Genomic DNA, 26,426 nt, shown 5'->3' with positions numbered 1-26,426 from the left:
ATGTCCCAGGACAGTGCCGCTACGGCCCCCGGTCGGACCGGGACCCGTCGGGAGCGGCCTGTCGGCCGGAAGACGGCGGGTTCCCGCTGGGGGCGGTTTCTGGAAGGCGGGCTGCTGCAAGGAGGGGTCCAGGGAAGCCCGGTCCTCCGTCTGCTGCTGCGCTGGGTGCGCCGGCCGTTGCTGCCGGTCATGCGGCTGTGGCGGCGCAACATCCAGCTCAGGGTCGTCGTCTCGACCCTGGTGATGTCGCTGGGCGTGGTCCTGCTGCTGGGCTTCGTCGTCATCGGGCAGGTCCGCAACGGCCTGCTCGACGCGAAGGTGAAGGCGTCGCAGAGCCAGGCGACCGGCGGGTTCGCGGCGGCCAAGCAGCGGGCGGACGAGTCCGCGGCCGGCCCCGCGGACGACGGGGCCGCGGCGGACGACCGGTCCCGGCAGAACGTCATCCAGTGGATGAGCGACACCGTCTCGTCGCTGTCCAGCGGTGGTCAGGGCGCCTTCGAGGTCGTGACGCTCCCCGCGTCGTCGGGCAGTGAGACCGGTGGGCGCGGACGGCGTGCGTCCGGTGGGGTCGACCCGACCGCGAGCGTCCCCGAGGCGCTGCGGGAGCGGATCGACGACGCCACCGGCGTGTTCCAGAGCTACACCCGGATCGTCTACCAGCCCAGCGCCCACAAGGAGCCCCAGCCGGGCCTGGTGATCGGCAAGCAGGTCACCGACCCCAACGGCGACTTCTACCAGCTCTACTACCTCTTCCCGCTCACACAGGAGGAGAAGTCGCTGAGCCTGGTCAAGACGACCCTCGCGACCGCCGGGCTGTTCGTCGTCGTCCTCCTGGGCGCGATCGCGTGGCTCGTGGTGCGCCAGGTCGTCACCCCCGTACGCATGGCGGCGGGGATCGCCGAACGGCTCTCGGCCGGGCGGCTCCAGGAACGGATGAAGGTCACCGGCGAGGACGACATCGCCCGTCTGGGCGAGGCCTTCAACAAGATGGCGCAGAACCTCCAAGTGAAGATCCAGCAGCTGGAGGACCTGTCGCGGATGCAGCGGCGCTTCGTGTCCGACGTGTCGCACGAGCTGCGGACGCCGCTGACGACCGTCCGGATGGCAGCCGACGTCATCCACGAGGCGCGCGAGGACTTCGATCCGGTGACCGCGCGGTCGGCGGAGCTGCTGGCGGACCAGCTGGACCGGTTCGAGTCGCTGCTCGCCGACCTGCTGGAGATCAGCCGCTTCGACGCCGGGGCCGCCGCGCTGGAGGCCGAACCGATCGACCTGCGCGAGGTAGTGCGGCGTGTCGTCAGCGGCGCCGAGCCGCTCGCCGAGCGCAAGGGCACCCATATACGGGTCCTCGGCGACCAGCAGCCCGTCGTCGCCGAGGCGGACGCCCGCCGGGTCGAGCGCGTGCTGCGCAACCTCGTGGTCAACGCCGTCGAGCACGGCGAGGGCCGGGACGTCGTGGTCAAGCTGGCCTCGGCCGGCGGAGCGGTCGCGGTCGCGGTGCGCGACTACGGCGTCGGGCTCAAGCCCGGCGAGGCGACCCGCGTGTTCAGCCGGTTCTGGCGGGCCGACCCGGCCCGCGCCCGGACCACCGGCGGCACGGGCCTCGGCCTGTCCATCGCGCTGGAGGACGCGCGGCTGCACGGCGGCTGGCTCCAGGCGTGGGGCGAGCCGGGGGGCGGTTCGCAGTTCCGGCTGACGCTGCCGCGCACGGCCGACGAGCCGCTGCGGGGCTCGCCGATACCGCTGGAACCGAAGGACTCGCGGCGCAACCGCGGCCTCGACGACGCCGGACTGCCCTCCGGGGGCAAGTCCGCGACCGTACCGGCCCAGACCCAGGGCGAGCAGGGGGTGCGGCCCGTGCGCGACCCGATCGCGCCGCGGTCGAGTGCGGCGCCGAAGGCCGACCCGACGGCGTTGCCCGGCAACGGCGCCCGGGTGGTGCCCCGGCCCGCTTCGGGGGGACGGCGGCTGGAGGACACCGTCGTCGAGCGGTCCGGTGAGAAGGACGTGCCGGGCGAGGGGGCCGGGCGGACCGAGGAGTCGAGCAGGCAGGGGGAGACATCTCGTGGGCGCTGACCGCAAGCGGGGGACCCGGCGGCACGGACCGGGGCGCGCGGCGGCCTACGCGGCCTGCGGCGCCGTACTGCTGGCCGGGTGCGCCTCGATGCCCGACAGCGGCGATCTGCGCGGGGTGGAGTCCACACCGCGGCAGAACGCGCAGGTTCGGGTCTTCGCGGTGCCGCCGCACGAGGACGCGTCGTACTCCGAGATCGTCACGGGCTTCCTGGAGGCGCTGACCAGCGACGATCCGGACTACGAGATAGCCCGCAAGTACCTCACCCCGCAGGCGTCGGAGAAGTGGCACCCGCTGCGCTCCACGACCGTGCTCGCAGACGGACCGGGCGCCCAGCCCGACCGGGTGAGCCGCGAGGAGCGGGACAGCCTGTCGTACACGCTGACCGGCACCCGGGTCGCCACGGTCGACGCGGAGCAGTCGTACGCGCCCGCCGACGGCGACTACCGCGAGACGATGCACCTCGTCCGGGACAAGAAGACCCGCCAGTGGCGCATCGACGTACCGCCGCGCGGCGTCGTCATGGGCCGCTCGGACTTCCAGCGCAACTACCAGTCCGTCGACCGGTACTACTTCGCCACGGGCACCGGTCCCGGCACCACCCCGCACACGGCGGCCGTCGCCGACCCCGTCTATGTGCGCAGGAACGTCGACCCGGTGACCGAGGCGGTGCGCTCCCTGCTGCGGGGGCCCACGCGCTGGCTCGACCCGGTGGTCCGCTCGAGCTTCCCCACCGGTACGGCACTGCCGGACGGCCAGGTGTCGCTGACCCCGGACGACCAGAACAAGCTGACGGTGCCGCTGAACGGCAAGGCGGCGCGGGTCGGCGTGAACAAGTGCCGGGAGATGGCGGCCCAGCTGCTGTTCACCCTCCAGAACCTCACCCCCACCATGGACGAGGTCGAACTGCGCGCGGGCGGCAAGCAGCTGTGCCACCTCACCACGGAGGACGCCGAGGACGTCGCCGTGCGGGGATCGGCGAAGCGCGCCGACTATCTGTACTTCCTCGACGAGAAGCACCACCTGGTGCGGCTGGCGGCGGCGACCGACGAGACCGTGCCCGCCCCGGTGCCGGGGGCCCTCGGGGAGGACATGCAGCTGGGGTCGGCGGCCGTCTCGCGCGACGAGGACATGGCCGCCGGGATCGGACTCGACGGCAAGAACCTGTACGTCGGGGCGCTCGTGTCGGGCGGCCCGCTCGGCGAGCCCGAGCTGACCAGCTCGGGTCCGTCCGTCGGGAAGCGGCTGTCCGCGCCCAGCTGGGACGCCCAGGGCGACCTGTGGGTGGCCGACCGCGATCCCGGCAAGCCGCGGCTGCTCCTGCTGAAGAAGGGCGTCGACGACCCCATTGAGGTGAAGACCCCGCCGGGCCTCGAGGGCCGGATCGAGTCGGTACGCGTGGCCGCCGACGGGGTGCGCATCGCGCTCGTCGTGAAGTCCGGCGAGAAGTCCTCGCTGCTCATCGGCCGTATCGAGCGCGGCGAGGACGGCGGGACCGGCGACGGGTCGAGTGTCTCGGTGCACGAACTGCGCTCCGCCACTCCCGAGTTGGAGGAGGTCACGGCCATGTCGTGGGCCGGGGACAGCCGGCTCGTCGTGGTCGGCCGCGAGAAGGACGGCGTGCAGACCATGCGCTACGTGCAGGTCGATGGCTCCACTCCGGAGGTGCCGGCGCCGGCGTCCCTCAGCGGCGTCAAGGAGATCACCGCGTCCGAGGACGCGCGGCTTCCCCTGGTGGGGTACTCGGAGGACGGGATCGTCCGGCTGCCGGCCGGGGAGCAGTGGCAGAAGGTGGTCACGGACGGGACGGCGCCGGTCTATCCGGGCTGAGCCGTCCGCGTCCGCGGGTTTCCGGTGAGTTTTCGCCGTTCGCCGTTCGGAATGAGCGCTTTCGCGCCCCGAACGGTTTCCGTACGGCTGCCTTGCGGCTCCGTACGGCCTCATGGGATCGGCCGGTTTTCGCGGGTGGGTCTTCGGGGGTTTCTCTCGTCGGCATTCGGGAGGGGCGCGTCCGTTTACCGGCCAGCTGGCCTGTTCGCGGTCGCCGGGCCCTTTTGGATTCCGGTGCGAACTGAACTGAATTCAGGATTGGACCGGTTGGGAACTGGGTTTCGCGCGCGCGTGGCGGCGCGCTCCGACTTATCCACAGGCGGTTGTCCACAGGGGTGGCCGGGCCGTGCCGCTTTCGGCAGAGTGGAGGCCATGCGGGGGTGGTGGCAGGACCTCACCGATCTGGTGCTGCCGGCCGAGTGCGGAGGCTGTGGGAGGCCCCGTACGGTGCTCTGCCCGGAGTGCCGTGCGGTCCTGACCGGGACTGCGCCGAGCCGGGTGCGACCGGTGCCGGAGCCGCCCGGGCTGCCGGCGGTGAACGCGGCGGCCCGGTACACGGACGAGGTGCGGGCCGTGCTGCTGGCCCACAAGGAGCGCGGAGCGCTGGCTTTGGCGGCTCCACTGGGGGAGGCCCTGGCGGAGGCTGTGCGGGCGGGGCTCCGCGAGGGCGGCACGGCTGGCGAGCCGTGGGCGGACGACGGTACGGCCGGCGGGGACGGCTCCGTGGTGCTCGTGCCCGTCCCGTCGGCGCGGGCGGCGGTGCGGGCTCGGGGGCACGATCCCGCCCGGCGGATCGCGCTCGCGGCGGCGGGTGCGCTGCGGCGGTCCGGGACACCGGCGCGGGTGGCCGCCGTGCTGCGGCAGACGCGCTGGGTGGCCGACCAGTCGGGGCTCGGGTCCCGGCAGCGGCTGGTCAATCTTGCGGGCGCCCTGGCGGTCGTCCCCGGCGGTGGGCGGCTGCTCGCCGGGGGTGGGGCCGTGGTGCTGGTGGACGACCTGATGACGACGGGGGCGTCCTTGGCGGAGGCGGCCCGTGCGGTGCGTGAGGCGTCGGCGCGCGAGGCCTCGGCGGCGGGCCGGCGGGGCGACGGCCTCGGACGGCACCGGGCCGACGGACGGTTCGGCCGAACGCAGGAGGGCTCGTGCGCGTATGGAGGGACGAACGAGGGGAACGGGGAGTTCGGTGACACGACAACGGCCGTGTATCGCGTGGGAAGTCGGGAAGGCAGAGGGGGAGAGAGTGCTGGATCGACGGAGGACGCAGTGCGGCGAACACGAGGCACGCCGGGAATCGACGGCCGTGGATGGGCCGGTTCCACGATCCGAGCGGCCGTGGTCGCCGCAGCCCCCGATTCTTTCGAAATAAACCGGAACTGACTGGGAAGTTGCATCGTTGCAGGTGGCGAGAGGATCAATTCACCTGAACGGAGGTACACCGCAGTAGAGGGTGACGACATCCCTCCGGGCGAGATATGTTCGGTTGTGAGGGAAAGGCGCAGGCCATCCCCGCAGTATCCGAATGCCGTGCCGTGGGTTTTCAAGCATCACCCTCGGCCATGGGGTGGAGATCTTGCCCATGGGGGAGGAGGAGGTGGAAGTCGCCGAGTCCGAGGTTCCGGGGGTCACCGGAGCCTGGTGCAAAAGGGAGATGCTCCGCCGCTGGAGCGGAGCGATCCGGGAACGGAGTTCTGCGTGGACATCGTCGTCAAGGGCCGCAAGACCGAGGTGCCCGAGCGGTTCCGCAAGCACGTGGCCGAGAAGCTGAAGCTGGAGAAGATCCAGAGGCTCGATGCCAAGGTGATCAGCCTCGACGTCGAGGTGTCCAAGGAGCCCAACCCGCGACAGGCCGACCGCTGCGACCGGGTGGAGATCACCCTGCGTTCCCGCGGTCCGGTGATCCGGGCGGAAGCCGCGGCCAGCGACCCGTACGCGGCGCTCGACCTCGCGGCGGAGAAGCTGGACGCACGGCTGCGCAAGCAGCACGACAAGCGCTTCTCGCGCCGGGGCGCACGCCGCCTCACGGCGGCCGAGGTCCCGGACCACGTCCCCGGTGCCGCGACGCTGAACGGCAACGGGCAGACCTTCGAGAACGAAGAGCCGGACGCGATTCCCACCAAGAAGATCGGTTCGCTCGAGGTGAAGGGCGAAGGCCCCCTCGTCGTGCGCGAGAAGACGCACGTCGCCTCACCGATGACCCTCGACCAGGCCCTCTACGAGATGGAGCTGGTCGGGCACGACTTCTACCTGTTCGTCGACTCCGAGACGAAGGAGCCGAGCGTCGTCTACCGACGTCACGCCTACGACTACGGCGTCATCCATCTGAGCACGGACCCGATGGTCACCGAGGCGCAAGCACCAGCGGCCGGTGGCACGCTGGGCGGCTGACCCACCCGGCCGACGGCTGAGCGGTGCCCCTGGAGCGCGTGTGCGCCCCCAGGGGCACCGGTGTGCGACCACTTCGCGCCCCGCGCGTCACCGCACTGTCGGCCAGGCATGGAATCATGACCGGACGGCCCAACCGATGGGCCACTGCCTTGGGTTGGCGATGGCATGCGACCAGCCACAGCCTCAGGGGGAGGAACCATGACGGACAGCTTCGGACCGATGCGGGACGAGGATGCCGACGGTGCTGTCGTCGGCGTGGGCCCGGACGCGGGCTCTCCGCGCAAGGAGCCGATCAGAGTCCTCGTCGTGGACGACCACGCCCTGTTCCGCCGTGGACTGGAGATCGTGCTTGCCGCCGAGGAGGACATCCAGGTGGTCGGGGAGGCGGGGGACGGTGCCGAGGCCGTCGACAAGGCCGCCGACCTGTTGCCCGACATCGTGCTGATGGACGTCCGGATGCCCCGGCGGGGCGGCATCGAGGCCTGCACCTCCATCAAGGAGGTGGCCCCCAGCGCGAAGATCATCATGCTGACGATCAGCGACGAGGAGGCCGACCTCTACGACGCCATCAAGGCGGGCGCGACCGGCTATCTCCTCAAGGAGATCTCCACGGACGAGGTCGCCACCGCCATCCGTGCCGTGGCCGACGGGCAGTCGCAGATCAGCCCGTCCATGGCGTCGAAGCTGCTCACCGAGTTCAAGTCGATGATCCAGCGGACGGACGAGCGCCGGCTCGTGCCCGCGCCGCGGCTGACGGACCGGGAGCTGGAGGTCCTCAAGCTCGTCGCCACCGGGATGAACAACCGGGACATCGCCAAGGAGTTGTTCATCTCGGAGAACACCGTGAAGAACCACGTGCGCAACATCCTGGAGAAGCTGCAGCTGCACTCCCGGATGGAGGCCGTGGTGTACGCGATGCGGGAGAAGATCCTCGAGATCCGCTGAGCCCGCACCGCCGCTGAGCCCTGCTGTCCCCTACCGCCCGGGGACAGCCCCGGACTCAGGCCATCAGGCGCGCGAGCTCCACGGCCAGCGGCTCGCGCAGCTCCGGGGCGTCCACGCGCTCCACCCGCGCGTCCGTGCAGTCGACCCAGGTCGCCGCCTCGGCAAGCGCCTGCGCCACCGCCGGTACCGCCTTCGGACCGGCCAGCGACACCTGCTTGGCCACCAGCGTGCGGCCCTCCCGGGCCGGATCGACCCGGCCGACCAGTCGCCCGCCGGCCAGGACCGGCATGGCGAAGTACCCGTGGATCCGCTTCTGCCGGGGGACGTACGCCTCCAGACGGTGCGTGAAGCCGAAGATCCGCTCCGTGCGCGCCCGCTCCCAGATCAGGGAGTCGAACGGCGACAGCAGCGTCGTACGGTGGCGGCCGCGGGGCGGCGTGGCGAGCGCCTCGGGGTCGGCCCAGGCCGGCTTGGCCCAGCCCTCCACCGTGACCGGCACCAGCCCCGAGTCGGCGATCACGGCGTCGACCTGCTCGCCCTTGAGGCGGTGGTAGTCGGCGATGTCCGTGCGCGTGCCGACCCCGAGCGCCTGACCGGCGAGGCCGACGAGGCGGCGCAGGCACTCGGCGTCGTCCAGCTCGTCGTGCAGCAGGGAGGCGGGGATGGCGCGCTCGGCCAGGTCGTACAGGCGCTTCCAGCCGCGGCGCTCGACGCAGACCACCTCGCCGTACATCAGGGCGCGCTCGACGGCGACCTTCGCGCCCGACCAGTCCCACCACTCGCTGGTCCGCTTGGCGCCGCCCAGCTCGGTCGCGGTCAGCGGGCCCTCCGCGCGGAGCTGCTTGATCACCTGGTCGTAGGCGCCCTCGGGGAGGTCGTGGTGCCAGTGCGGGCGGCTGCGGTAGGCGCGGCGGCGGAACGCGAAGTGCGGCCACTCCTCCACGGGCAGGATGCACGCGGCGTGCGACCAGTACTCGAAGGCGTGGGTGTCCGTCCAGTAGGCCGCCTCGACCGTCCTGCGGCCGACCGCGCCCAGCCGGGCGTACGGGACGAGCTCATGGCTGCGGGCCAGCACGGAGATGGTGTCCAGCTGGACCGCGCCCAGGTGCCGCAGGACGCCGCGGACGCCGCCCCGGCGATCGGGGGCGCCGAGGAAGCCCTGCGCGCGGAGGACGATACGACGGGCCTCGTCGGCCGAGAGGTGGAGGGTGGGACGCGGGGTCGTCATGGTCCGCACCTTAGGGCGTGGCACTGACACTCGGGCCTGAGCTGGGACTTCGCTCTGGACAGCGCGGGCTTACGGCGACGGCGGCCGTCGCGCCGGAAGGTAGGGGGCCGTGGACGGCAGTCCCAGGTCGGAGGGGAGCAGCGAGCCGACCCAGCAGTCGCGGCGTACGCCCTGGTGGATCAGGGCGGAGCGCAGAGTGCCCTCGACGGTGAAACCGGCGCGCTCGGCCACCGCGCGGGAGGGCCCGTTGCCCGCCTCCGCGCGCCACTCGACGCGGTCGACCAGCAGATCGGCGAAGGCCCAGCGGGACACGGCGAGGACCGCCTCGGTGACATAGCCGTGGCCGCGGTGCTCCTTGGTACCCCAGTAGCCGATCTCGGCGGAGCTCATGGAACGCATCGTGAGGCCGATCATGCCCACCAGGTCGCCGTCCCGGGGGAGGAAGAGACCCCAGGTGAACATCGAGCCGTTCCGCCAGCCGTCCGGTGCCAGTTCGTGGGTGAAGCTGTGGGCGTGCTCGCGCAGATAGGGGGAGGGGATCGTGGTCCAGCGCTGGATGTCGGGGTCCTGGGCGGCCTCGTACACGACATCGGTGTCGCCGGGGCCGACGGTGCGCAGCAGGAGGCGGCCGGTGGTGAGCGTGACGGGTTCCATCGGCCGATTCTCCTCAACGGCGCCCGCCGCGCGCCATCCGGTGTCCTGCGGACGAGCGTGAAGCCCGCCGCGGGGAGTGAGCGCGTGACCGCGTTCGGCACAATTCACGGGCGGAACGCGGCACCATCAGCCACCCCCGGCCGTTGTCCCTTTGACGGCGATCCGAAGCGGCGGAGACGCGGCGCCAGCGGCAGGCTCCCGGCGCGGCGGGGTCCTCGCATACGATGGCCGTTGCTCAGTCACGTCAGAAGGAAAACCGACCGTCCCAGGCCCGACCGGCAAGGAGACCAACCCCCGTGTCCGTCCTCTCGAAGATCATGCGTGCAGGCGAAGGCAAGATCCTGCGCAAGCTGCACCGCATCGCGGACCAGGTCAACTCCATCGAAGAGGACTTCGTCGACCTCTCCGACGCCGAGCTGCGGGCCCTCACCGATGAGTACAAGCAGCGCTACGCCGACGGCGAGACCCTGGACGACCTGCTGCCCGAGGCCTTCGCCACCGTGCGCGAGGCGGCCAAGCGCGTCCTGGGCCAGCGTCACTACGACGTGCAGATGATGGGTGGCGCGGCGCTCCACCTCGGCTATGTGGCCGAGATGAAGACCGGTGAGGGCAAGACGCTCGTCGGCACGCTCCCCGCGTACCTGAACGCGCTGTCCGGCAAGGGCGTTCACCTCATCACGGTCAACGACTACCTGGCCGAGCGCGACTCCGAGATGATGGGCCGCGTCCACAAGTTCCTGGGCCTGAGCGTCGGCTGCATCCTCGCCAACATGACGCCGGCCCAGCGCCGCGAGCAGTACGCCTGCGACATCACGTACGGCACGAACAACGAGTTCGGCTTCGACTACCTCCGCGACAACATGGCGTGGTCGAAGGACGAGCTGGTGCAGCGCGGCCACAACTTCGCCATCGTGGACGAGGTCGACTCGATCCTCATCGACGAGGCCCGTACGCCGCTGATCATCTCCGGCCCGGCCGACCAGGCCACCAAGTGGTACGGCGACTTCGCCAAGCTGGTCACGCGCCTCAAGCGCGGCGAGGCCGGCCAGCCGCTCAAGGGCATCGAGGAGACCGGCGACTACGACGTCGACGAGAAGAAGCGCACCGTCGCCATCCACGAGTCCGGCGTCGCCAAGGTCGAGGACTGGCTGGGCATCGACAACCTCTACGAGTCGGTCAACACCCCTCTGGTGGGCTACCTGAACAACGCCATCAAGGCGAAGGAGCTCTTCAAGAAGGACAAGGACTACGTCATCATCGACGACGAGGTCATGATCGTCGACGAGCACACCGGACGTATCCTCGCGGGCCGCCGTTACAACGAGGGCATGCACCAGGCCATCGAGGCCAAGGAGGGCGTGCCGATCAAGGACGAGAACCAGACGCTCGCCACGATCACCCTCCAGAACTTCTTCCGCCTGTACAAGCGGCACGACCACAACGGCAAGGAGATGCCGGGCCTGTCCGGCATGACCGGTACGGCCATGACCGAGGCCGCCGAGTTCCACCAGATCTACAAGCTCGGCGTCGTCCCGATCCCGACCAACCGGCCGATGGTCCGCAAGGACCAGTCCGACCTGATCTACCGCACCGAGGTCGCCAAGTTCGAGGCGGTCGTCGACGACATCGTCGAGAAGCACGAGAAGGGCCAGCCGATCCTCGTCGGCACGACGTCGGTCGAGAAGTCCGAGTACCTGTCGCAGCAGCTCAGCAAGCGCGGTGTGCAGCACGAGGTGCTCAACGCCAAGCAGCACGACCGTGAGGCGATCATCGTCGCCCAGGCCGGCCGCAAGGGCGCCGTGACCGTGGCCACCAACATGGCCGGCCGTGGTACCGACATCAAGCTCGGCGGCAACCCCGAGGACCTCGCCGAGGCCGAGCTGCGCCAGCGCGGCCTCGACCCCGAGGAGCACATCGAGGAGTGGGCCCACTATCTGCCGGCCGCCCTGGAGCGGGCCGAGCAGGCGGTCAAGGCCGAGAAGGAAGAGGTCGAGAAGCTCGGCGGCCTCTACGTCCTGGGCACCGAGCGGCACGAGTCGCGCCGGATCGACAACCAGCTGCGCGGCCGTTCCGGCCGTCAGGGCGACCCCGGCGAGTCCCGCTTCTACCTCTCCCTCGGCGACGACCTGATGCGCCTGTTCAAGGCCCAGATGGTCGAGCGCGTGATGTCCATGGCGAACGTCCCGGACGACGTGCCGATCGAGAACAAGATGGTCACCCGCGCGATCGCCTCCGCGCAGTCGCAGGTCGAGACGCAGAACTTCGAGACGCGTAAGAACGTCCTGAAGTACGACGAGGTCCTCAACCGCCAGCGCGAGGTCATCTACGGCGAGCGCCGCCGCGTCCTGGAGGGTGAGGACCTGCACGAGCAGGTGCACCACTTCATGGACGACACCATCGACGCCTATGTCGCCGCGGAGACCGCCGAGGGCTTCGCCGAGGAGTGGGACCTCGACCGGTTGTGGGGCGCCTTCAAGCAGCTCTACCCGGTGAAGGTCACCGTCGAGGAGCTGGAGGAGGCGGCGGGCGACCGCGCCGGGCTCACCGCGGACTTCATCGCCGAGTCCGTCAAGGACGACATCCACGAGCAGTACCAGGCCCGTGAGGACCAGCTCGGCTCCGAGATCATGCGTGAGCTGGAGCGCCGGGTCGTCCTGTCGGTCCTGGACCGCAAGTGGCGCGAGCACCTCTACGAGATGGACTACCTCCAGGAGGGCATCGGCCTGCGCGCGATGGCGCAGAAGGACCCGCTGGTCGAGTACCAGCGCGAGGGCTTCGACATGTTCACCGCCATGATGGAGGGCATCAAGGAGGAGTCCGTCGGCTACCTGTTCAACCTGGAGGTCCAGGTCGAGCAGCAGGTCGAGGAGGTCCCGGTCGAGGACGCCAAGCCCGTGGCCGACCTGGAGAAGCAGGACGCGGTTCCCGCCCAGGCGGGTGCGCGCCCGGAGATCCGCGCCAAGGGCCTGGAGGCACCGCGCCGCCCGGACCGGCTGCACTTCACCGCGCCCAAGGTGGACGGCGAGGGCGACATCGTCGAGGGCGACTTCGCCAACGGCGACGAGCCGGTGCGTTCCGAGGCCGACGGCCTCACCCGCGCGGAGCGCCGCAAGCAGGCGCGCGGCGGACGCCGGCGCAAGAAGTAGCCGGGACGCGCGCGAGCGCGTCGCAGGCCACAGCGGTCGAACAGGGCCGGGCTTCCTTCGGGGGCCCGGCCCTTCGCCGTACCCCGTCAGCCGTCCTCCCCGCGAGCCCCATGAGTCGCCCGCTGCCCTCCCAGCTCCACGGCCGTGCAGCGCCAGCGCAGGTCGGTGCCCTGTTCCAGGCGGAACGCCATGGCGCGCAGCTGGTCGCCGGCGCCGATGCGGGCGAAGACCTCGACGGCGCCCGGTCGGGGCTCGAACCAGCCGAGGTCCCGGACGACCGGACGGGCGCCCCGGGTGCGCAGGGGTCCGCGTTCGGCGAGCCGGGCGAGGTCGTCGTAGGCCCGGCCCGCGACATGGCGGAGCATCGAGTGCACGGGGCGCTGACCGCTCAGCACCAGGACCAGCCGGTCGGCGAAGACGTCCGTGGGACGGGGGAGCGGCACCCGTGCAGGGGCCGCCGAGGGGGCCGGGCGGGTGTCCGCGGGGCGGGTCCGGGACAGCCGGGACGTGCTGCCCGGGGAGCCCGGAGGGCGGCCGCCCGGGGACGTCGTACGAGAGGTGCCGCCGCTCGGTGTGCGGGGCGGGGCGCCGGCCGGACGGCGGGTGTCACGGCGGGCCGGAGGGCGGCTGCCGCCGGGGCGGTGCTGGGCCCTGGTCATGACCTTGTTCATCGAGTCCCCGTTCGGCGGGCCCGGCGTATACCGGGCGGTAACTTCGCGTTCGCTGATCTTGTACGGGGTCGCGGGGACCTGCGGCAAGGAAGCCGGAGGCCGGGTCGGAGGGGGTCGGAGATTCACCTATCAGGGTGATCAGGGGGTGCGCGGGCCCGCGCCTGCGGGGCGGCACCGGGTGAATCGCCGGACCGGAGTGGACGCGGGCGGACGGGGCGACGGGGACTCGAAAGGGGACGCCCGCACGTATCCTGTAGGCCGTCCCGGGCGGGCGCCGGACGATCGGACCGGGACCCGCGGAGCCCCTGTGCACGAGCGAGTACGAGAAAGCGGTCAGTCATGCGCGTCTACGTCCCCCTGACCCTCCCGGGCCTCGCCGAGGCGTACAAGACGGGTGATCTGGGGACCGATCTCGTCGCCTACGCGGTGACCCCGGCGCTGCGCGAGTGGTATCTCTCCGACGACATCGAGGAGCTGGAGTACGCCGCGCTGAACCGCGCCGCGGCGGCCTCGCTGCGGCTGCTCGCCGCCGACCCCGGTGCGCGCCGGCGCCGGGTCGTGGTCGCCATGGACGTGCCCGACAAGACGGCCGTCGCCGACCCGGACCGGGGCCTGGACCCGTCGGCGCTGGGCGAGGTGCGGGTGACCGGGAGCGTGCGGCTGGCCAAGGCAGCCGCCGTGCATGTGGACGCCGACGACGCCGAGGCCGATGTGACGGCCGCGGCGGAGGCGCTGGAGGCGGCGGACGGCGGGGACGACGACGCCCAGTTCGTCGTGGACGGCGCGGAGGACCACGAGCTGCTCTGGTACGCCACGCAGGAGATCCCGAACCTGGTCGGGCAGCCGGACTGACCTGGCCCTCTGCTGATTGTCGGTGGGGCCGGGTACGGTTTTCGGCATGGGGAAGCAGGCAGGGGCGCACATCGTCTGGGACTGGAACGGGACGCTGTTCCACGACAACGACGCGATCATCGGGGCGACGAACGCGGCGTTCGGTGAGCTGGGGCTGGCCCCGATCACGATGGAGCAGTACCGGGCCATGTACTGCGTGCCGGTGCCGAGGTTCTACGAGCGGCTGCTCGGCCGGCTGCCCACGGACGCCGAGTGGGAGGTCATGGACGAGACCTTCCACCGCTACTACGCCGAGCACCGGGTGGCGTGCGGGCTCACCGAGGGCGTGGCGGAGCTGCTGTCGGGCTGGCGGTCGGCGGGGCGCAGCCAGTCGATCCTCAGCATGTACGTGCACGACGAGCTGGTGCCGCTGGTGCGGCGGTTCGGGATCGAGGGGCACTTCCTGCGGGTCGACGGGCGGGTCGGGCCGTCCGGGGGCAGCAAGGCCGAGCACATGGTGCGGCATGTCGAGGCGCTGGCGGGCGTGGACCCCTCGCGCACGGTGGTGATCGGGGACGCCGCCGACGACGCGGTGGCCGCGCTGCACGTGGGCGCGCGTGCCGTGCTCTACACCGGCGGCTCGCACAGCCGGGCGAGCCTGGAGACGGTCGGCGTCCCGGTCGTGGACACGCTGGCGGAAGCCGTCGCGGAGGCGGAGCGGCTGGCCGCCTGAGGCGACCCGGTGTTCGCCCCGCCCCGGAGCGGCCGGACGCTTGAGGCGGACCCGGTGCCGGCCCCGCACCCGGAGCGGACGGACGCCTGGGGCGCACCTGGTGCCGGCCCCGCTTCCGGAGCGGCCGTCCGCCTGAGGCGGACCCGGTGTTCGCCCCGACCCCGGAGCGCCGGCCGTCTGGGGCGCACCCGCTGTCCGCTCCGCCCCGGAGCGGTGACCGGCCTCAGCTCACCGGTGCCTTCGCCCGCAGCACGGTCAGGAACTCGCGCATCCAGGCCGGGTGGTCCGGCCAGGCGCGGGACGAGACCAGGGTGCCGTCGACGACGGCCTCGGTGTCCTGGAAGGTGGCGCCCGCGGCCTGCATGTCCAGTTCCAGGGCCGGATAGGCCGTGACCCGGCGCCCGCTCAGGCTGTCGACCGCGGCCGTGAGCAGCGGGCCGTGGCAGATCTGCGCGACCGGCTTGTCGGAGTCGAAGAACGACTTGAGGATCTTGCGCAGCTCCGGGTCGTTGCGCAGATACTCGGGGGCCCGGCCGCCGGGGATCACGACGGCCGCGTAGGCGCCCGGGTCGACCTCGGAGAAGGCGAGGTCGGCCGGCCAGGTGTATCCGGGTTTCTCGGTGTACGTGTCGAAGCCCGGTTCGAAGTCGTGCACGACGAACTGCAGCTTCTTGCGGGAGGGCGCCGCGATGTGCACCTCATAGCCCTCCTCGCGCAGGCGCTGATAGGGGTAGAGGACCTCCAGCGACTCCGCGGCGTCGCCGGTGACGATGAGGATCTTCGTGGTCATCTCGGGGGCTCCTCTCCTTGCCGGGCCGTCGGCTGCGTCCGGCCGGCCTGTGGGCAACGTGCCGCCGCGCGGCGGACGTGACAAGACCGTGCGGCGAGGAGGCGACCGCTGTTTTCGGACACGGGGCGCGTACGGACGGCCTGATTCCGGTGCCGTCCCCGGCTCCGGTGCCGCCGCGTCTGCTCACCAGGCTGCCCCCGGGTGTCCCGCGCCGCCAGTTACGCCCCGCCCGCCTCGTTCGCCCCTGTGCAGAACGTCAAAGTTCACCCCCCGGTTTTGTACACATACGGCTCATGACGGGCCCCCTGTGCGGGGCGATAGCCTGGGTGGCGTGATCAGCGCGATAGCTCGCGGGGGCGACGAAGCCCCTGCCCCGCGCCCGGCGACCACGGAGGACATCCGTGACCGGGCGGCGCTCGCTGGTCTTCGCGGGCGGGAGGGGGGTGTACGGACCCCCGGGACGCGATCGGTCCCCCGGGCCCGGGTGCCGCAGAGAGCGGCGTCACACCCCTTGGGCAGCTCAAGAATGGCTCATATACCCCCGCTCATCTCACCTCTCGGCATAGCGTCGAAGCAGACCGGACACCCCGCGTCGCGGCGATGTGCCGGAGGGGAAGAGACCGTACTTCCTTCAACGTCACGCAACGGCGCGCGACAGGAGCCAGAGGACAATGCAGACCAAGCTGGACGAAGCCAAGGCCGAGCTGCTCGAACGGGCCGCCCGGGTAGCTGAGAACAGCCCGGTCGGGGGGCACCTACCGACCGGGACCAAGAGCGAGGGCGGTTCCGGCACCCCGGACCACGACACGGTGCTCTCGTTCCTCCAGCGCTACTACCTGCACACCGCCCCGGAGGACCTGCTCGACCGCGACCCGGTCGACGTCTTCGGAGCCGCTTTCTCGCACTACCGGCTGGCCGAGAACCGCCCGCAGGGCACGGCCAACGTCCGGGTCCACACGCCGACGGTCGAGGAGAACGGCTGGACCTGCAGCCACTCCGTCGTCGAGGTCGTCACCGACGACATGCCGTTCCTCGTGGACTCCGTGACCAACGAGCTCACCCGGCAGGGGCGGGGGATCCATGTGGTCATCCACCCCCAGGTCACCGTCCGCCGCGACCTGACCGGCAAGCTCATCGAGGTGCTGCCCTCGGCGCCCGCCGGAGACCTGCCGCACGACACGCACATCGAGTCCTGGATCCACGTCGAGATCGACCGGGAGACGGACCGCGGCGACCTCAAGCAGATCACCGCCGACCTGCTGCGCGTCCTGTCCGACGTCCGCGAGGCCGTCGAGGACTGGAGCAAGATGCGGGACGCGGCCCTGCGCATGGCCGACGAACTGCCCGGCGAGCCTCACTCCGACCTGCGCGAGCAGGAGATCGAGGAGGCCCGCGAGCTGCTGCGCTGGCTGGCCGACGACCACTTCACCTTCCTCGGCTACCGCGAGTACGAGCTGCGCCAGGACGACTCACTGGCCGCCGTGCCGGGCACCGGGCTGGGCATACTGCGCTCGGACCCGCACCACTCCGAGAGCGACGCCCACCCCGTCAGCCCCTCCTTCGAGCGGCTGCCCGCCGACGCCCGGGCCAAGGCGCGCGAGCACAAGCTGCTGATCCTCACCAAGGCGAACAGCCGGTCCACCGTCCACCGGCCGTCGTACCTGGACTACGTCGGCGTGAAGAAGTTCGACGAGAACGGCGAGGTCGTCGGCGAGCGCCGCTTCCTCGGCCTGTTCTCCTCGGCCGCCTACACCGAGTCCGTGCGCCGCGTCCCCGTGATCCGCCGCAAGGTCGACGAGGTGCTCAGCGGCGCCGGCTTCTCCCCGCACAGCCACGACGGACGCGACCTGCTCCAGATCCTGGAGACCTACCCGCGCGACGAGCTGTTCCAGACCCCGGTCGACGAGCTGCGGACCATCGTCACCTCGGTCCTCTACCTCCAGGAGCGCCGCCGGCTGCGGCTGTACCTGCGCCAGGACGAGTACGGCCGCTACTACTCGGCCCTCGTCTACCTGCCCCGCGACCGCTACACCACCGGTGTGCGCCTGCGGATCATCGACATCCTGAAGGAGGAGCTCGGCGGCACCAGCGTCGACTTCACCGCCTGGAACACCGAGTCGATCCTCTCCCGGCTGCACTTCGTGGTCCGCGTCCCGCAGGGCACCGAGCTGCCGCAGCTGTCCGAGGCCGACAGGGAGCGCATCGAGGCCCGGCTGGTGGAGGCCGCGCGGTCCTGGGCCGACGGCTTCGCCGACGCGCTCAACGCCGAGCTCGGCGAGGAGCACGCCGCCGAGCTGCTGCGCCGCTACGGCAACGCCTTCCCCGAGGGCTACAAGGCCGACCACGGGCCGCGCTCCGCGGTCGCCGACCTCGTCCACCTGGAACAGCTCACCGAGGAGCGGAACTTCTCGCTGAGCCTGTACGAGCCGGTCGGCGCGTCCCCCGAGGAACGCCGCTTCAAGATCTACCGCAAGGGCGCGGCCGTCTCGCTGTCCGCCGTCCTGCCGGTGCTCAGCCGGCTCGGCGTCGAGGTCGTCGACGAGCGGCCCTACGAGCTGCGCTGCTCCGACCGCAGCGTCGCCTGGATCTACGACTTCGGCCTGCGGATGCCGAGCCAGGCCGCCGCCGGCGACTACGCGGGCGACGACGCGCGCGAACGGTTCTCCGAGGCGTTCGCCGCCACCTGGACCGGCAAGGCCGAGAACGACGGCTTCAACGCCCTCGTGCTGAGCGCCGGGCTGACCTGGCGGCAGGCGATGGTGCTGCGGGCGTACGCCAAGTACCTGCGGCAGGCCGGGTCGACGTTCTCGCAGGACTACATGGAGGACACCCTCCGGCACAACGTCCACACCACCCGGCTCCTCGTCTCCCTGTTCGAGGCGCGGCTGTCGCCGGACCGCCAGCGCGCGGGCCGCGAGATCGTGGACGCGCTGCTGGAGGAGCTGGACGCGGCCCTGGACCAGGTGGCCAGCCTGGACGAGGACAGGATCCTGCGGTCCTTCCTCACCGTCATCAAGGCGACGCTGCGCACCAACTTCTTCCAGCGGTCGGCCGACGGCGAGCCGCACGACTACGTCTCCATGAAGTTCGACCCGCAGGCCATCCCGGACCTTCCGGCGCCGCGCCCGGCGTTCGAGATCTGGGTGTACTCGCCGCGTGTCGAGGGCGTGCACCTGCGCTTCGGCAAGGTCGCGCGCGGCGGTCTGCGCTGGTCCGACCGGCGTGAGGACTTCCGTACGGAGATCCTCGGCCTGGTCAAGGCGCAGATGGTCAAGAACACCGTGATCGTGCCGGTCGGCGCCAAGGGCGGCTTCGTCGCCAAGCAGCTGCCCGACCCGGCCGTGGACCGGGACGCCTGGATGGCGGAGGGCATCGCCAGCTACCGGACGTTCATCTCGGCGCTGCTCGACATCACCGACAACATGGTGGCGGGCGAGGTCGTGCCCCCGGCGGACGTCGTCCGGCACGACGAGGACGACACCTATCTCGTCGTCGCCGCCGACAAGGGCACCGCGAAGTTCTCCGACATCGCCAACGAGGTCGCCGAGTCCTACAACTTCTGGCTCGGGGACGCCTTCGCCTCCGGCGGTTCGGCCGGCTACGACCACAAGGGCATGGGCATCACCGCCCGCGGCGCCTGGGAGTCCGTCAAGCGGCACTTCCGCGAGCTGGGCGTGGACACGCAGTCCGAGGACTTCACGGTCGTCGGCATCGGCGACATGTCCGGTGACGTGTTCGGCAACGGCATGCTCCTCAGCGAGCACATCCGGCTGGTCGCCGCCTTCGACCACCGGCACATCTTCATCGACCCGAACCCGGACGCGGCGACCTCCTACGCCGAGCGCCGGCGCCTGTTCGAGCTGCCGCGCTCCAGCTGGGAGGACTACGACACCTCGCTGCTGTCGGCGGGCGGTGGCGTCTTCCCGCGCAGCGCCAAGGCCATCAGCGTCAACGCGCACATCCGCGAGGCCCTCGGCATCGAGGGCAAGGTCTCCAAGATGACCCCGGCCGAGCTGATGAAGGCCATCCTCCAGGCCCCGGTGGACCTGCTGTGGAACGGCGGCATCGGCACGTACGTCAAGGCCAGCACGGAGTCGAACGCCGACGTCGGCGACAAGGCCAACGACCCCATCCGCGTCGACGGCGCCGACCTGCGCGTCAAGGTCGTCGGCGAGGGCGGCAACCTGGGCCTGACCCAGCTCGGCCGGATCGAGTTCGCGCGCCAGGGCGGCCGGATCAACACCGACGCCATCGACAACAGCGCGGGCGTGGACACCTCCGACCACGAGGTGAACATCAAGATCCTGCTGAACGGCCTGGTCGCGGACGGCGACATGACGGTCAAGCAGCGCAACAAGCTGCTCGCCGAGATGACCGACGAGGTCGGCCGGCTGGTCCTGCGCAACAACTACGCGCAGAACACGGCGATCGCCAACGCCCTCGCCCAGTCCAGTGCCATGCTCCACGCCCAGCAGCGCTTCATGAAGCACCTGGTCAGGGAAGGCCACCTGGACCGTGCGCTGGAGTTCCTGCCCACGGACCGGCAGATCCGCGAGCGCCTGAACTCCGACCACGGTCTGACCGGCCCGGAGACGGCCGTGCTGATGGCGTACACCAAGATCACGGTCGCCGACGAGCTGCTGCACACCACGCTGCCGGACGACCCGTACCTCAGCACCCTGCTGCACGCCTACTTCCCGACGGCGCTGCGCGAGCGGTTCCCCGAGCACCTGGTCAGCCACCCGCTGCGGCGTGAGATCACCACGACCGTGCTGGTCAACGACACGGTCAACACGGGCGGTACGACGTATCTGCACCGGCTGCGGGAGGAGACCGGCGCCTCGCTGGAGGAGATCGTCCGGGCGCAGACCGTGGCCCGCGCGATCTTCCGCCAGGCGGAGGTGTGGGACGCGGTCGAGGCCCTCGACAACAAGGTCGAGGCGGCCGTCCAGACCCGGATCCGGCTGCACTCGCGGCGCCTGGTCGAGCGCGGCACGCGCTGGCTGCTGAACAACCGTCCGCAGCCGCTCGCGCTCGCCGACACCATCGACTTCTTCGCCGACCGGGTGGAGCAGGTGTGGTCGCAGCTGCCGAAGCTGCTGCGCGGCGCGGACCTCGACTGGTACCAGCAGATCCACGACGAGCTGACCGACGCCGGGGTGCCCGTCGAGCTGGCCCAGCGGGTCGCCGGGTTCTCCTCGGCCTTCCCGACGCTCGACATCGTCTCGGTGGCCGATCGCATGGGCAAGGACCCGATGGACGTCGCCGAGGTGTACTACGACCTCGCGGACCGGCTGCACATCAGCCAGCTGATGGACCGGATCATCGAGCTGCCGCGGTCCGACCGCTGGCAGTCCATGGCCCGGGCCTCCATCCGCGAGGACCTGTACGCCGCCCACGCGGCGCTGACCTCGGACGTCCTGGCCGTCGGCGACGGCACCGCGACGCCCGAGCAGCGCTTCGAGGCCTGGGAGCGCAAGAACGCCGCGATCCTGAGCCGGGCGCGCACCACGCTGGAGGAGATCCGCGGCTCGGACTCCTTCGACCTGGCGAACCTCTCGGTGGCGATGCGCACCATGCGCACGCTGCTGCGGTCGCACACCTGACCCGCCCCACCGCCTGAGGCGGACGCACACCGGAGCGCCCCGGACCCCGCCGGTCCGGGGCGCTCCCGCACACGGCCTCCCGCATACCGGGCGAAACGGGAATTACAGTGCCGATGTGAGCACGATCCGGGCCACGCCGCCGAGGGCGGCGGTCGTCGCGGGGGCCGCCGGCGCGCTGGTCCTCGCCCTGCTGCTCCTGGTGATCGTCCGGCTGCCGTGGGCCGGGGACCTCGGCATGCACGCGGCCACCGTCGAACGTCTGCGCCACAGCCTGGCCGATCCCGGCAATCCGCTGGTCGACGCGGACACGCCCAGCCCCTACTACTCGCCGTGGATGCTGGTCCTCGGCTGTGTGGCCAGGCTGACCGGGTTCTCGGTCTTCGTGGTGCTGCGGATCGGCGCCCTGGTGGGGCTGGCGCTGCTGGTCACCGGCGTCTGGCGGTACGTACGCACGCTGAGCGCCGACCGGGCGGCCCCCGCGCTCGCCCTGCTGTGCCTGGTGTTCCTGTGGGGGACGTCCCTGTTCGCGTGGAGCGGCTTCCTGGGGCTGAACTCGCTGGCGCTGACGGTGTCCTATCCGAGCGTGTTCGCCCTCGGGCTGGCCTTCCATCTGTGGGCGTGGCTGGCGCGGGCGGTGCGGGCCGGGGCCGGCTGGGGGGTGTGGCTGGGGCTCGGCGTCCTGTGGGCGGTGATCCTGCTCTGCCACCAGTTCTCCGGGGTGGTCGCCTCGCTGGGCGCGCTCGCCACGGTCGCCGCCGGACGACCGGGGCGCGCCGTGTGGCCGCGGCTTGCGGGCGGGCTCGCCGTCGGCGCGGTGGTCCTGTGGGCCTGGCCGTACTACGACTTCTTCGCGCTGTTCGGGGCGGGCGCCGACCTGGAGTCGGTGCACCGGGGCCTGTACGAGGACCTGCTCGGGCGGTACTGGCTGGTGCTGCTCGGGGTCGTGGCGCTCGTGCCGCGGTGGCGGCGGGACCGGCTCGATCCGCTGGTGCTGTTCTTCGCCTTGGGCGCGCTGGTCGTCGCGGCGGGCTGGCTGAGCGGGCACTACTCCTGGGGCCGGGCGCTCCCGGCCGCGCTGATCCCGGCGCAGCTCGCCGCCGCGCTCGCGGTGGCCGGTGCCCGGCCCGGCCCGCTGCGTACGGCCGGGGCGGTCCTGCTGACCGGGGCGCTGCTGACCGGCGCGTGGACGCAGACCGGCACCCTCGGATACGTCGTGCCGCGCACCGCCCTGCCGGACGTGGTCGCCCAGCGGTACCGGGAGCCGTGGACCGGGTACCACTGGCTGACCCCCTGGGTGCGGTACGGGGACGTCGTCATGGCCCGCACCTTGCCCGCCCGCCAGATCCCGGCGTACGGCCCGTACACCGTGGCGCCCGGCTACCCCGACTTCTTCCTGCCGGACGAGGACCGGCGGGCGGCGGCCGTCCGGACGTACTTCGCGCCGGGCACCCCACCGGAGGTACGGCAGGGGATCGTGCGCGCGTACGGGGTGCGGTGGGTCGTGGACCGGGGGAGACAGGCCGCCGAGGGTCTGCGCAGGGTGGCCGACGGCCCGGACGGGCAGGTGCTGTACGAGGTGACGACACCCCCGGCCCGCTGACCTACCGCAGCACGGTCCGCACCAGCCGGGCCGCCCGGCGCACCCTCGGCCGGTCGAGGCGCCGCACCACCGGGCGCACCAGCCGGGCCGTCACGCCCACCGGCTCCCAGCGGATCTGCAGCCGCCCCGGGCCGCGGTTCTCCGGCTCGACGGTCACCCGGTGCGGGGCCGTGCCCGAGTGGTGGGCGATGCGGGCGGTGAGGACGGGGAAGGACAGGGGGGCCAGCAGGACGGCGGAGTGGGCAAGGCCCTGGTGCTCGATACGGAGCAGGGGGTGCCGTACGCCCGCGAAGCCGTGGCGGGGGACCGGCGCCGCCGTCAGGTCCAGATGGACGCGGCCCTCGAAGACGCCGGGGCGGACCGGGGTGAGCCGGAAGGGCACCTTCAGACGGCGTCGGCCGGGCGCGACGACGAGGCTCGCCCGGAGCGGGCCCACGGGCAGCCGCAGCCCCGGGTCGTAGGTCCGGACGGCCAGGTCGATCGAGGCGCCCGGGCCGCGGGTCAGTTCGGTGATCTCGTGGCGGAGCAGGGCGCTGCGGAAAGGACGGGTGTCCAGTTCCAGGTCGGTGACGTCCAGTTCGCGGCGGGCCCGCTCGTCGGTGGGGACGGCGGCGCCCCAGTAGGTGCGTCCGTCGGCGTCCGGGACGACCTGGCGCGGCGCCACCCCGTGGCCCAGGCCGCGGGCCGCCGGCCGGGCCTCGGGGAAGCGGCGCTCACGGACCAGTTGCAGCACCACGCGCTCCGGCCGGGGCAGACGGGCGTAGGCCGCCGGGGACAGGGTGTCGAGGTAGGGGTTCACGAGGTCGGCGAACGAGGCCAGCCAGGGGTCGTCGCGGTAGGGCAGATCGCCCGCGTACATACGGAAGTCGTGCTTGAGGAACTTGTAGTCCTTGTCCTCGCGCAGGCTGCCGTGCCCGCTCTCGGTGAGGAAGCCGTCGATGAGCCGCTGGACGGCGACCCGGTCGCGGACGTTCTCCAGCCGGTCGCGCTGGTTGGAGATGGACGCCGTGTCCGCCGCCGCGAAGGGCGCGATGTGCCAGCGGTACACCGGCTCCGGGATGATCCTGAACTCCTTGGCCAGGCAGTACGCCTGGGTGGAGAACAGCTGGTCCTCGTAGTGGATGCCCTCCGGGAACCGCAGGTCGTGCCGGTCCAGGAAGGCGCGCGCGTACATCTTGCTGGTCGACAGGTGCTCGAAGAGCAGCCGGGGCTCGGACTCGATGCCGAGGACCGTGCGCCGCTCGGCGACCAGGTGCGGCATCCACCGGGTGCGGCGGCCGCTGTCCTCGCGGACCCGGACGACCGCGCCCATCGCGAAGTCGATCTCCCGTTCCCGGTGGGCCGCGAGCAGCAGCTCCACGGCGTCCTCGGTGAGTTCGTCGTCGCTGTCCAGGAACATCACGTACGGGGCGGTCGCGATGTCCAGGGCGCGGTTGCGCGGGGCACTGCACCCGCCGCTGTTCTCCGGCAGCCGCAGATGCCGGACGCGGGGGTCGCGGGCCGCGAACTCCCGAGCCACGAACGGCGTACCGTCGGTCGAGTGGTCGTCGCTGATGATGATCTCGATATTGCCGTGGGTCTGCCGGCGCACCGACTCCACGGCCCGGGGGAGACGGTCGGCGTCGTTGTAGACGATGACCGTCACCGTGACGTCCGGAGTCATACGGCCTCCCGGGGGCTCGGCGCAGGAGTGCGGTCCTCCAGCGGGACCACCGGCGGCAGGGCGTCCTCGCTCTCGCCGAGGAAGACCCGGCGCACCACCCGCTCGGCGGCGTGCCCGTCGTCGTACTCGCAGAAGCGGCGGCGGAACGCGGCCCGCGCCTTCGCGGCGCCCTCGTCCTGCCAGGCCTCGGTGGTGAGGATCTCGGTGAGTTCCCGCTGGGTGCGGGCCACCTGGCCCGGCGGCTCGGCCAGCAGGTCGAAGTAGACGCCGCGGGTGGAGCGGTACGTCTCCCAGTCGTCGGCGTACACGACGATCGGGCGGTCGAGGTTGGCGTAGTCGAACATGATCGACGAGTAGTCCGTGACCAGCGCGTCCGCGGCCAGCGCCAGGTCCTCGACCGGGTCGTAGGAGGAGACGTCGATGATCCGGCCTGTGCGGCGCAGGGCGGTCAGCGGGGACGGTGTGCCGTCGTAGAAGTAGTGGCCGCGCACCAGCAGGACCGTGTCCTCGCCCAGCTGGTCGGCCAGGGTGGCGAGGTCGAGGCGGGGGGTCCACCCGGCCTCGTAGTCGCGGTGGGTGGGGGCGTACAGGATCGCCCGGCGCTCCGGCGCGATCCCCAGGCGGTCGCGGACCGCCCGGATGTCGGCCGCCGTGGCCCGGTAGTAGACGTCGTTGCGCGGATAGCCGTGGTCGAGCGAGACGAACCGGGACGGGTAGGCGCGCTCCCACATCCGGGTGGAGTGGCTGTTCGCGGAGACGCTGAGGTCCCACTTGTCGATCCGGGACAGCAGCGCCTGGAAGTCGAGCCCCTTGGCCGCCGCCGGGAACTCCATCTGGTCGACGCCCATGCGCTTGAGAGGGGTGCCGTGGTGGGTCTGCAGATGGACGGCGTCCGGGCGCTTCACGATCGCGTTCGGGAAGTTGACGTTGTTGACCAGGTACTTGGCCGTCGCCAGCACCTCGCGGTAGCGGGGGGTGCCGGGGAGAACGTGGTCGGTGTGCGGGGGCAGCAGCGCCGCGTTCTCCGGGGTGACCACCCACACCGGGTGGATCTGCGGGGCGAGTTCGGTCAGCTTGGCCGCGATCGCCGCCGGGTTGCAGGCCACGCCCCGGTACCAGTACGCGGCGAACACCGCGAGGCCCGGGTCGACCGGCCGGGACAGGGACGCCCGGTAGCGCCGGTCGCCGAGCGCGCCCGCGACCCGGCGCCGCGTGCTCCGGACGGCCGCCCGGGTGGTGCGGCGGGCCCGGTTCGCGGCCTGGAAGGCCCGGTATCTGCCGTACGCGTTCTCCTCCAGCAGGGTGCGGCGCATGCCCTCCGGGCCGGAGGGGCGGCGGTACTCGGGCGGCCGGTACCGCACGGCCGCGTCGGCGGCGCGGCGGAAGAACTCCCGGGCCACGGGGTCCGGCAGCGCGGTGCGGGCGAAGGTCCGCAGACAGGTGCGGACCATGACGTCGTACAGCACCGCGTACGGCACCTGGGCCGCCGCTTCGGGCCGGGTGGCGGCGCGCTCGCGCGCGAGGTCCAGAAGTGCCGTGTACCGCTCGACGAGGGCGTAGTGGTCCTCCGGGGTGGCCGGGGGCAGGCTCTCCGGGCGCAGTACGTGATGCCGGTACGCCACCTGGTCCCAGGCCGCGATCCGGTCGGCGAGCAGCAGCGCGGCGCAGGCCGCGAACGGTTCGTCGGAGGCGGTGAGCCGCTGCTCGTGGGCCCGCCAGAAGGAGGCGCGCAGGACACGGTTGCCCAGCAGTGGGGTGACGCGCAGCGCGCTGCGGGCGACGTCGTCCAGGAGGCGGGGGGAACGGCCCGTGCGGGCGAGCAGGCGCCCGTCGGAGGAGGGCAGACCGGTGGTCTCCCAGGTGGAGCGGATGTGGTCGAGGAGGAGGACGTCCACCTCGTCCGGCAGTTGCGCGACCCGTTCGGCGACCAGGCGGGGGGCGCCCGCGGGCAGGCCGTCCACGGAGTGCGTGAAGTGCAGCCAGCGGCCGGAGGCACGGGCCGCCCCCGCCGCGCGGGCCGCCGCGTCGCCGGTGCCCTCCGGCAGCGGCACCACCAGCAGGTCCGCGGCGTGCCGCCCGGCCGTCTCCTGCGCCCAGGGGCCGACGGCGGCGACGACCACCTCCACGTCGCCGTGGGGGTGGCCCGCGAGGGAGTCCAGGAGCCCGGTCAGCCGGTCCTGCGTGTTCGGCCCGTGGACGACGACGCTGAGCTCGGGCATGCGACGACTCCTTCACCTTCGTCAGCGCTGTGGGCGACCCTGCTCGGCCAT

The 26,426-nt window shown here is 71.9% G+C and carries 16 protein-coding genes; 10 read left to right on the top strand and 6 right to left on the bottom strand.

Features of this window, described 5'->3' with window-relative positions; all coding sequences use genetic code 11:
- From mtrB to DC008_RS13490, 5 genes are all read left to right on the top strand, one after another.
- The gene (gene mtrB, locus DC008_RS13515) at positions 1 to 2,076 is read left to right on the top strand and encodes an MtrAB system histidine kinase MtrB (protein ID WP_108707192.1); all 2,076 of its coding nucleotides are present in this window, start codon (positions 1 to 3) and stop codon (positions 2,074 to 2,076) included.
- Positions 2,066 to 3,904, top strand: a complete 1,839-nt coding sequence (locus tag DC008_RS13510) for an LpqB family beta-propeller domain-containing protein (RefSeq protein WP_108707191.1) — start codon at positions 2,066 to 2,068, stop codon at positions 3,902 to 3,904. The genes mtrB and DC008_RS13510 overlap by 11 nt, the downstream gene beginning before the upstream one ends.
- A 372-nt stretch (positions 3,905 to 4,276) precedes the next feature.
- Positions 4,277 to 5,281: a ComF family protein gene (locus tag DC008_RS13505; protein WP_108707190.1), complete on the top strand. Its 1,005-nt coding sequence runs from the start codon at positions 4,277 to 4,279 to the stop codon at positions 5,279 to 5,281.
- 315 nt (positions 5,282 to 5,596) lie between these two features.
- Positions 5,597 to 6,289, top strand: coding sequence for a ribosome hibernation-promoting factor, HPF/YfiA family (gene hpf / locus DC008_RS13495; protein WP_055625044.1), 693 nt, complete (start codon positions 5,597 to 5,599; stop codon positions 6,287 to 6,289).
- A 198-nt stretch (positions 6,290 to 6,487) separates the two neighbouring features.
- A complete protein-coding gene (locus DC008_RS13490; protein ID WP_055625043.1) occupies positions 6,488 to 7,234 on the top strand; it encodes a response regulator in 747 nt (248 codons plus the stop codon).
- Positions 7,235 to 7,289: 55 nt separating this feature from the next.
- On the opposite strand, the gene DC008_RS13485 is transcribed toward DC008_RS13490, so the two are convergent.
- Both DC008_RS13485 and DC008_RS13480 read right to left on the bottom strand, forming a co-directional pair.
- Positions 7,290 to 8,462, bottom strand: coding sequence for a winged helix-turn-helix domain-containing protein (locus DC008_RS13485; RefSeq protein ID WP_108707188.1), 1,173 nt, complete (start codon positions 8,460 to 8,462; stop codon positions 7,290 to 7,292).
- Positions 8,463 to 8,531: 69 nt separating this feature from the next.
- Entirely contained in the window at positions 8,532 to 9,116 is a 585-nt protein-coding gene (locus tag DC008_RS13480; protein ID WP_055625041.1) for a GNAT family N-acetyltransferase, read from the bottom strand.
- A 296-nt stretch (positions 9,117 to 9,412) separates the two neighbouring features.
- Here DC008_RS13480 and secA point away from each other — a divergent pair, with 296 nt between their 5' ends.
- Positions 9,413 to 12,262 carry a preprotein translocase subunit SecA gene (gene secA, locus DC008_RS13475; RefSeq protein ID WP_055625040.1) on the top strand — a complete coding sequence of 950 codons (2,850 nt, stop codon included), beginning with the start codon at positions 9,413 to 9,415 and terminating at the stop codon, positions 12,260 to 12,262.
- Positions 12,263 to 12,348: 86 nt separating this feature from the next.
- Here the strand turns inward: secA and DC008_RS13470 are convergent, their stop codons facing one another.
- Complete coding sequence (locus tag DC008_RS13470) at positions 12,349 to 12,933, bottom strand: Rv3235 family protein (RefSeq protein WP_108707187.1); 585 nt, start codon at positions 12,931 to 12,933, stop codon at positions 12,349 to 12,351.
- Positions 12,934 to 13,272: 339 nt separating this feature from the next.
- Between DC008_RS13470 and DC008_RS13465 the strand changes: the two genes are divergently transcribed.
- Positions 13,273 to 13,785, top strand: a complete 513-nt coding sequence (locus tag DC008_RS13465; RefSeq protein ID WP_108707186.1) for a DUF6912 family protein — start codon at positions 13,273 to 13,275, stop codon at positions 13,783 to 13,785.
- A gap of 46 nt (positions 13,786 to 13,831) precedes the next feature.
- Positions 13,832 to 14,497 (top strand): HAD family hydrolase, encoded by a 666-nt coding sequence (locus DC008_RS13460; protein ID WP_108707185.1) that lies wholly within the window; start codon positions 13,832 to 13,834, stop codon positions 14,495 to 14,497.
- A 223-nt stretch (positions 14,498 to 14,720) separates the two neighbouring features.
- Here DC008_RS13460 and DC008_RS13455 read toward each other — a convergent pair whose 3' ends face one another.
- Complete coding sequence (locus DC008_RS13455) at positions 14,721 to 15,287, bottom strand: DJ-1/PfpI family protein (protein ID WP_108707184.1); 567 nt, start codon at positions 15,285 to 15,287, stop codon at positions 14,721 to 14,723.
- 671 nt (positions 15,288 to 15,958) lie between these two features.
- On the opposite strand from DC008_RS13455, the gene DC008_RS13450 reads away from it, so the two are divergent.
- Both DC008_RS13450 and DC008_RS13445 read left to right on the top strand, forming a co-directional pair.
- Entirely contained in the window at positions 15,959 to 20,893 is a 4,935-nt protein-coding gene (locus DC008_RS13450; protein ID WP_108707183.1) for an NAD-glutamate dehydrogenase, read from the top strand.
- A 115-nt stretch (positions 20,894 to 21,008) separates the two neighbouring features.
- Positions 21,009 to 22,493, top strand: coding sequence for a hypothetical protein (locus tag DC008_RS13445; RefSeq protein WP_244221354.1), 1,485 nt, complete (start codon positions 21,009 to 21,011; stop codon positions 22,491 to 22,493).
- A 1-nt stretch (position 22,494) separates the two neighbouring features.
- Here the strand turns inward: DC008_RS13445 and DC008_RS13440 are convergent, their stop codons facing one another.
- Both DC008_RS13440 and DC008_RS13435 read right to left on the bottom strand, forming a co-directional pair.
- The gene (locus DC008_RS13440; RefSeq protein ID WP_108707182.1) at positions 22,495 to 24,156 is read right to left on the bottom strand and encodes a glycosyltransferase family 2 protein; all 1,662 of its coding nucleotides are present in this window, start codon (positions 24,154 to 24,156) and stop codon (positions 22,495 to 22,497) included.
- On the bottom strand, positions 24,153 to 26,375 hold the full coding sequence (locus tag DC008_RS13435; protein WP_108707181.1) for a CDP-glycerol glycerophosphotransferase family protein: 2,223 nt from the start codon (positions 26,373 to 26,375) through the stop codon (positions 24,153 to 24,155). Before DC008_RS13435 ends, DC008_RS13440 begins: the two co-directional genes overlap by 4 nt.
- Between the last annotated feature and the right edge of the window lie 51 nt (positions 26,376 to 26,426).

Source organism: Streptomyces nigra, from assembly GCF_003074055.1.
GTDB classification, from domain to species: domain Bacteria; phylum Actinomycetota; class Actinomycetes; order Streptomycetales; family Streptomycetaceae; genus Streptomyces; species Streptomyces nigra.
Note: the sequence above shows the minus strand (reverse complement) of the source record. Positions and strands in the feature narration are given on the sequence as shown.

Coding starts and splice junctions, on each gene's coding strand:
- DC008_RS13505 (WP_108707190.1), top strand. CDS start 4,277: ATGCGGGGGTGGTGGCAGGACCTCACCGATCTGGTGCTGCCGGCCGAG.
- mtrB (WP_108707192.1), top strand. CDS start 1: ATGTCCCAGGACAGTGCCGCTACGGCCCCCGGTCGGACCGGGACCCGT.
- DC008_RS13450 (WP_108707183.1), top strand. CDS start 15,959: ATGCAGACCAAGCTGGACGAAGCCAAGGCCGAGCTGCTCGAACGGGCC.
- DC008_RS13485 (WP_108707188.1), bottom strand. CDS start 8,462: ATGACGACCCCGCGTCCCACCCTCCACCTCTCGGCCGACGAGGCCCGT.
- DC008_RS13440 (WP_108707182.1), bottom strand. CDS start 24,156: ATGACTCCGGACGTCACGGTGACGGTCATCGTCTACAACGACGCCGAC.
- DC008_RS13490 (WP_055625043.1), top strand. CDS start 6,488: ATGACGGACAGCTTCGGACCGATGCGGGACGAGGATGCCGACGGTGCT.
- DC008_RS13435 (WP_108707181.1), bottom strand. CDS start 26,375: ATGCCCGAGCTCAGCGTCGTCGTCCACGGGCCGAACACGCAGGACCGG.
- DC008_RS13460 (WP_108707185.1), top strand. CDS start 13,832: ATGGGGAAGCAGGCAGGGGCGCACATCGTCTGGGACTGGAACGGGACG.
- DC008_RS13465 (WP_108707186.1), top strand. CDS start 13,273: ATGCGCGTCTACGTCCCCCTGACCCTCCCGGGCCTCGCCGAGGCGTAC.
- DC008_RS13455 (WP_108707184.1), bottom strand. CDS start 15,287: ATGACCACGAAGATCCTCATCGTCACCGGCGACGCCGCGGAGTCGCTG.
- DC008_RS13480 (WP_055625041.1), bottom strand. CDS start 9,116: ATGGAACCCGTCACGCTCACCACCGGCCGCCTCCTGCTGCGCACCGTC.
- DC008_RS13470 (WP_108707187.1), bottom strand. CDS start 12,933: ATGAACAAGGTCATGACCAGGGCCCAGCACCGCCCCGGCGGCAGCCGC.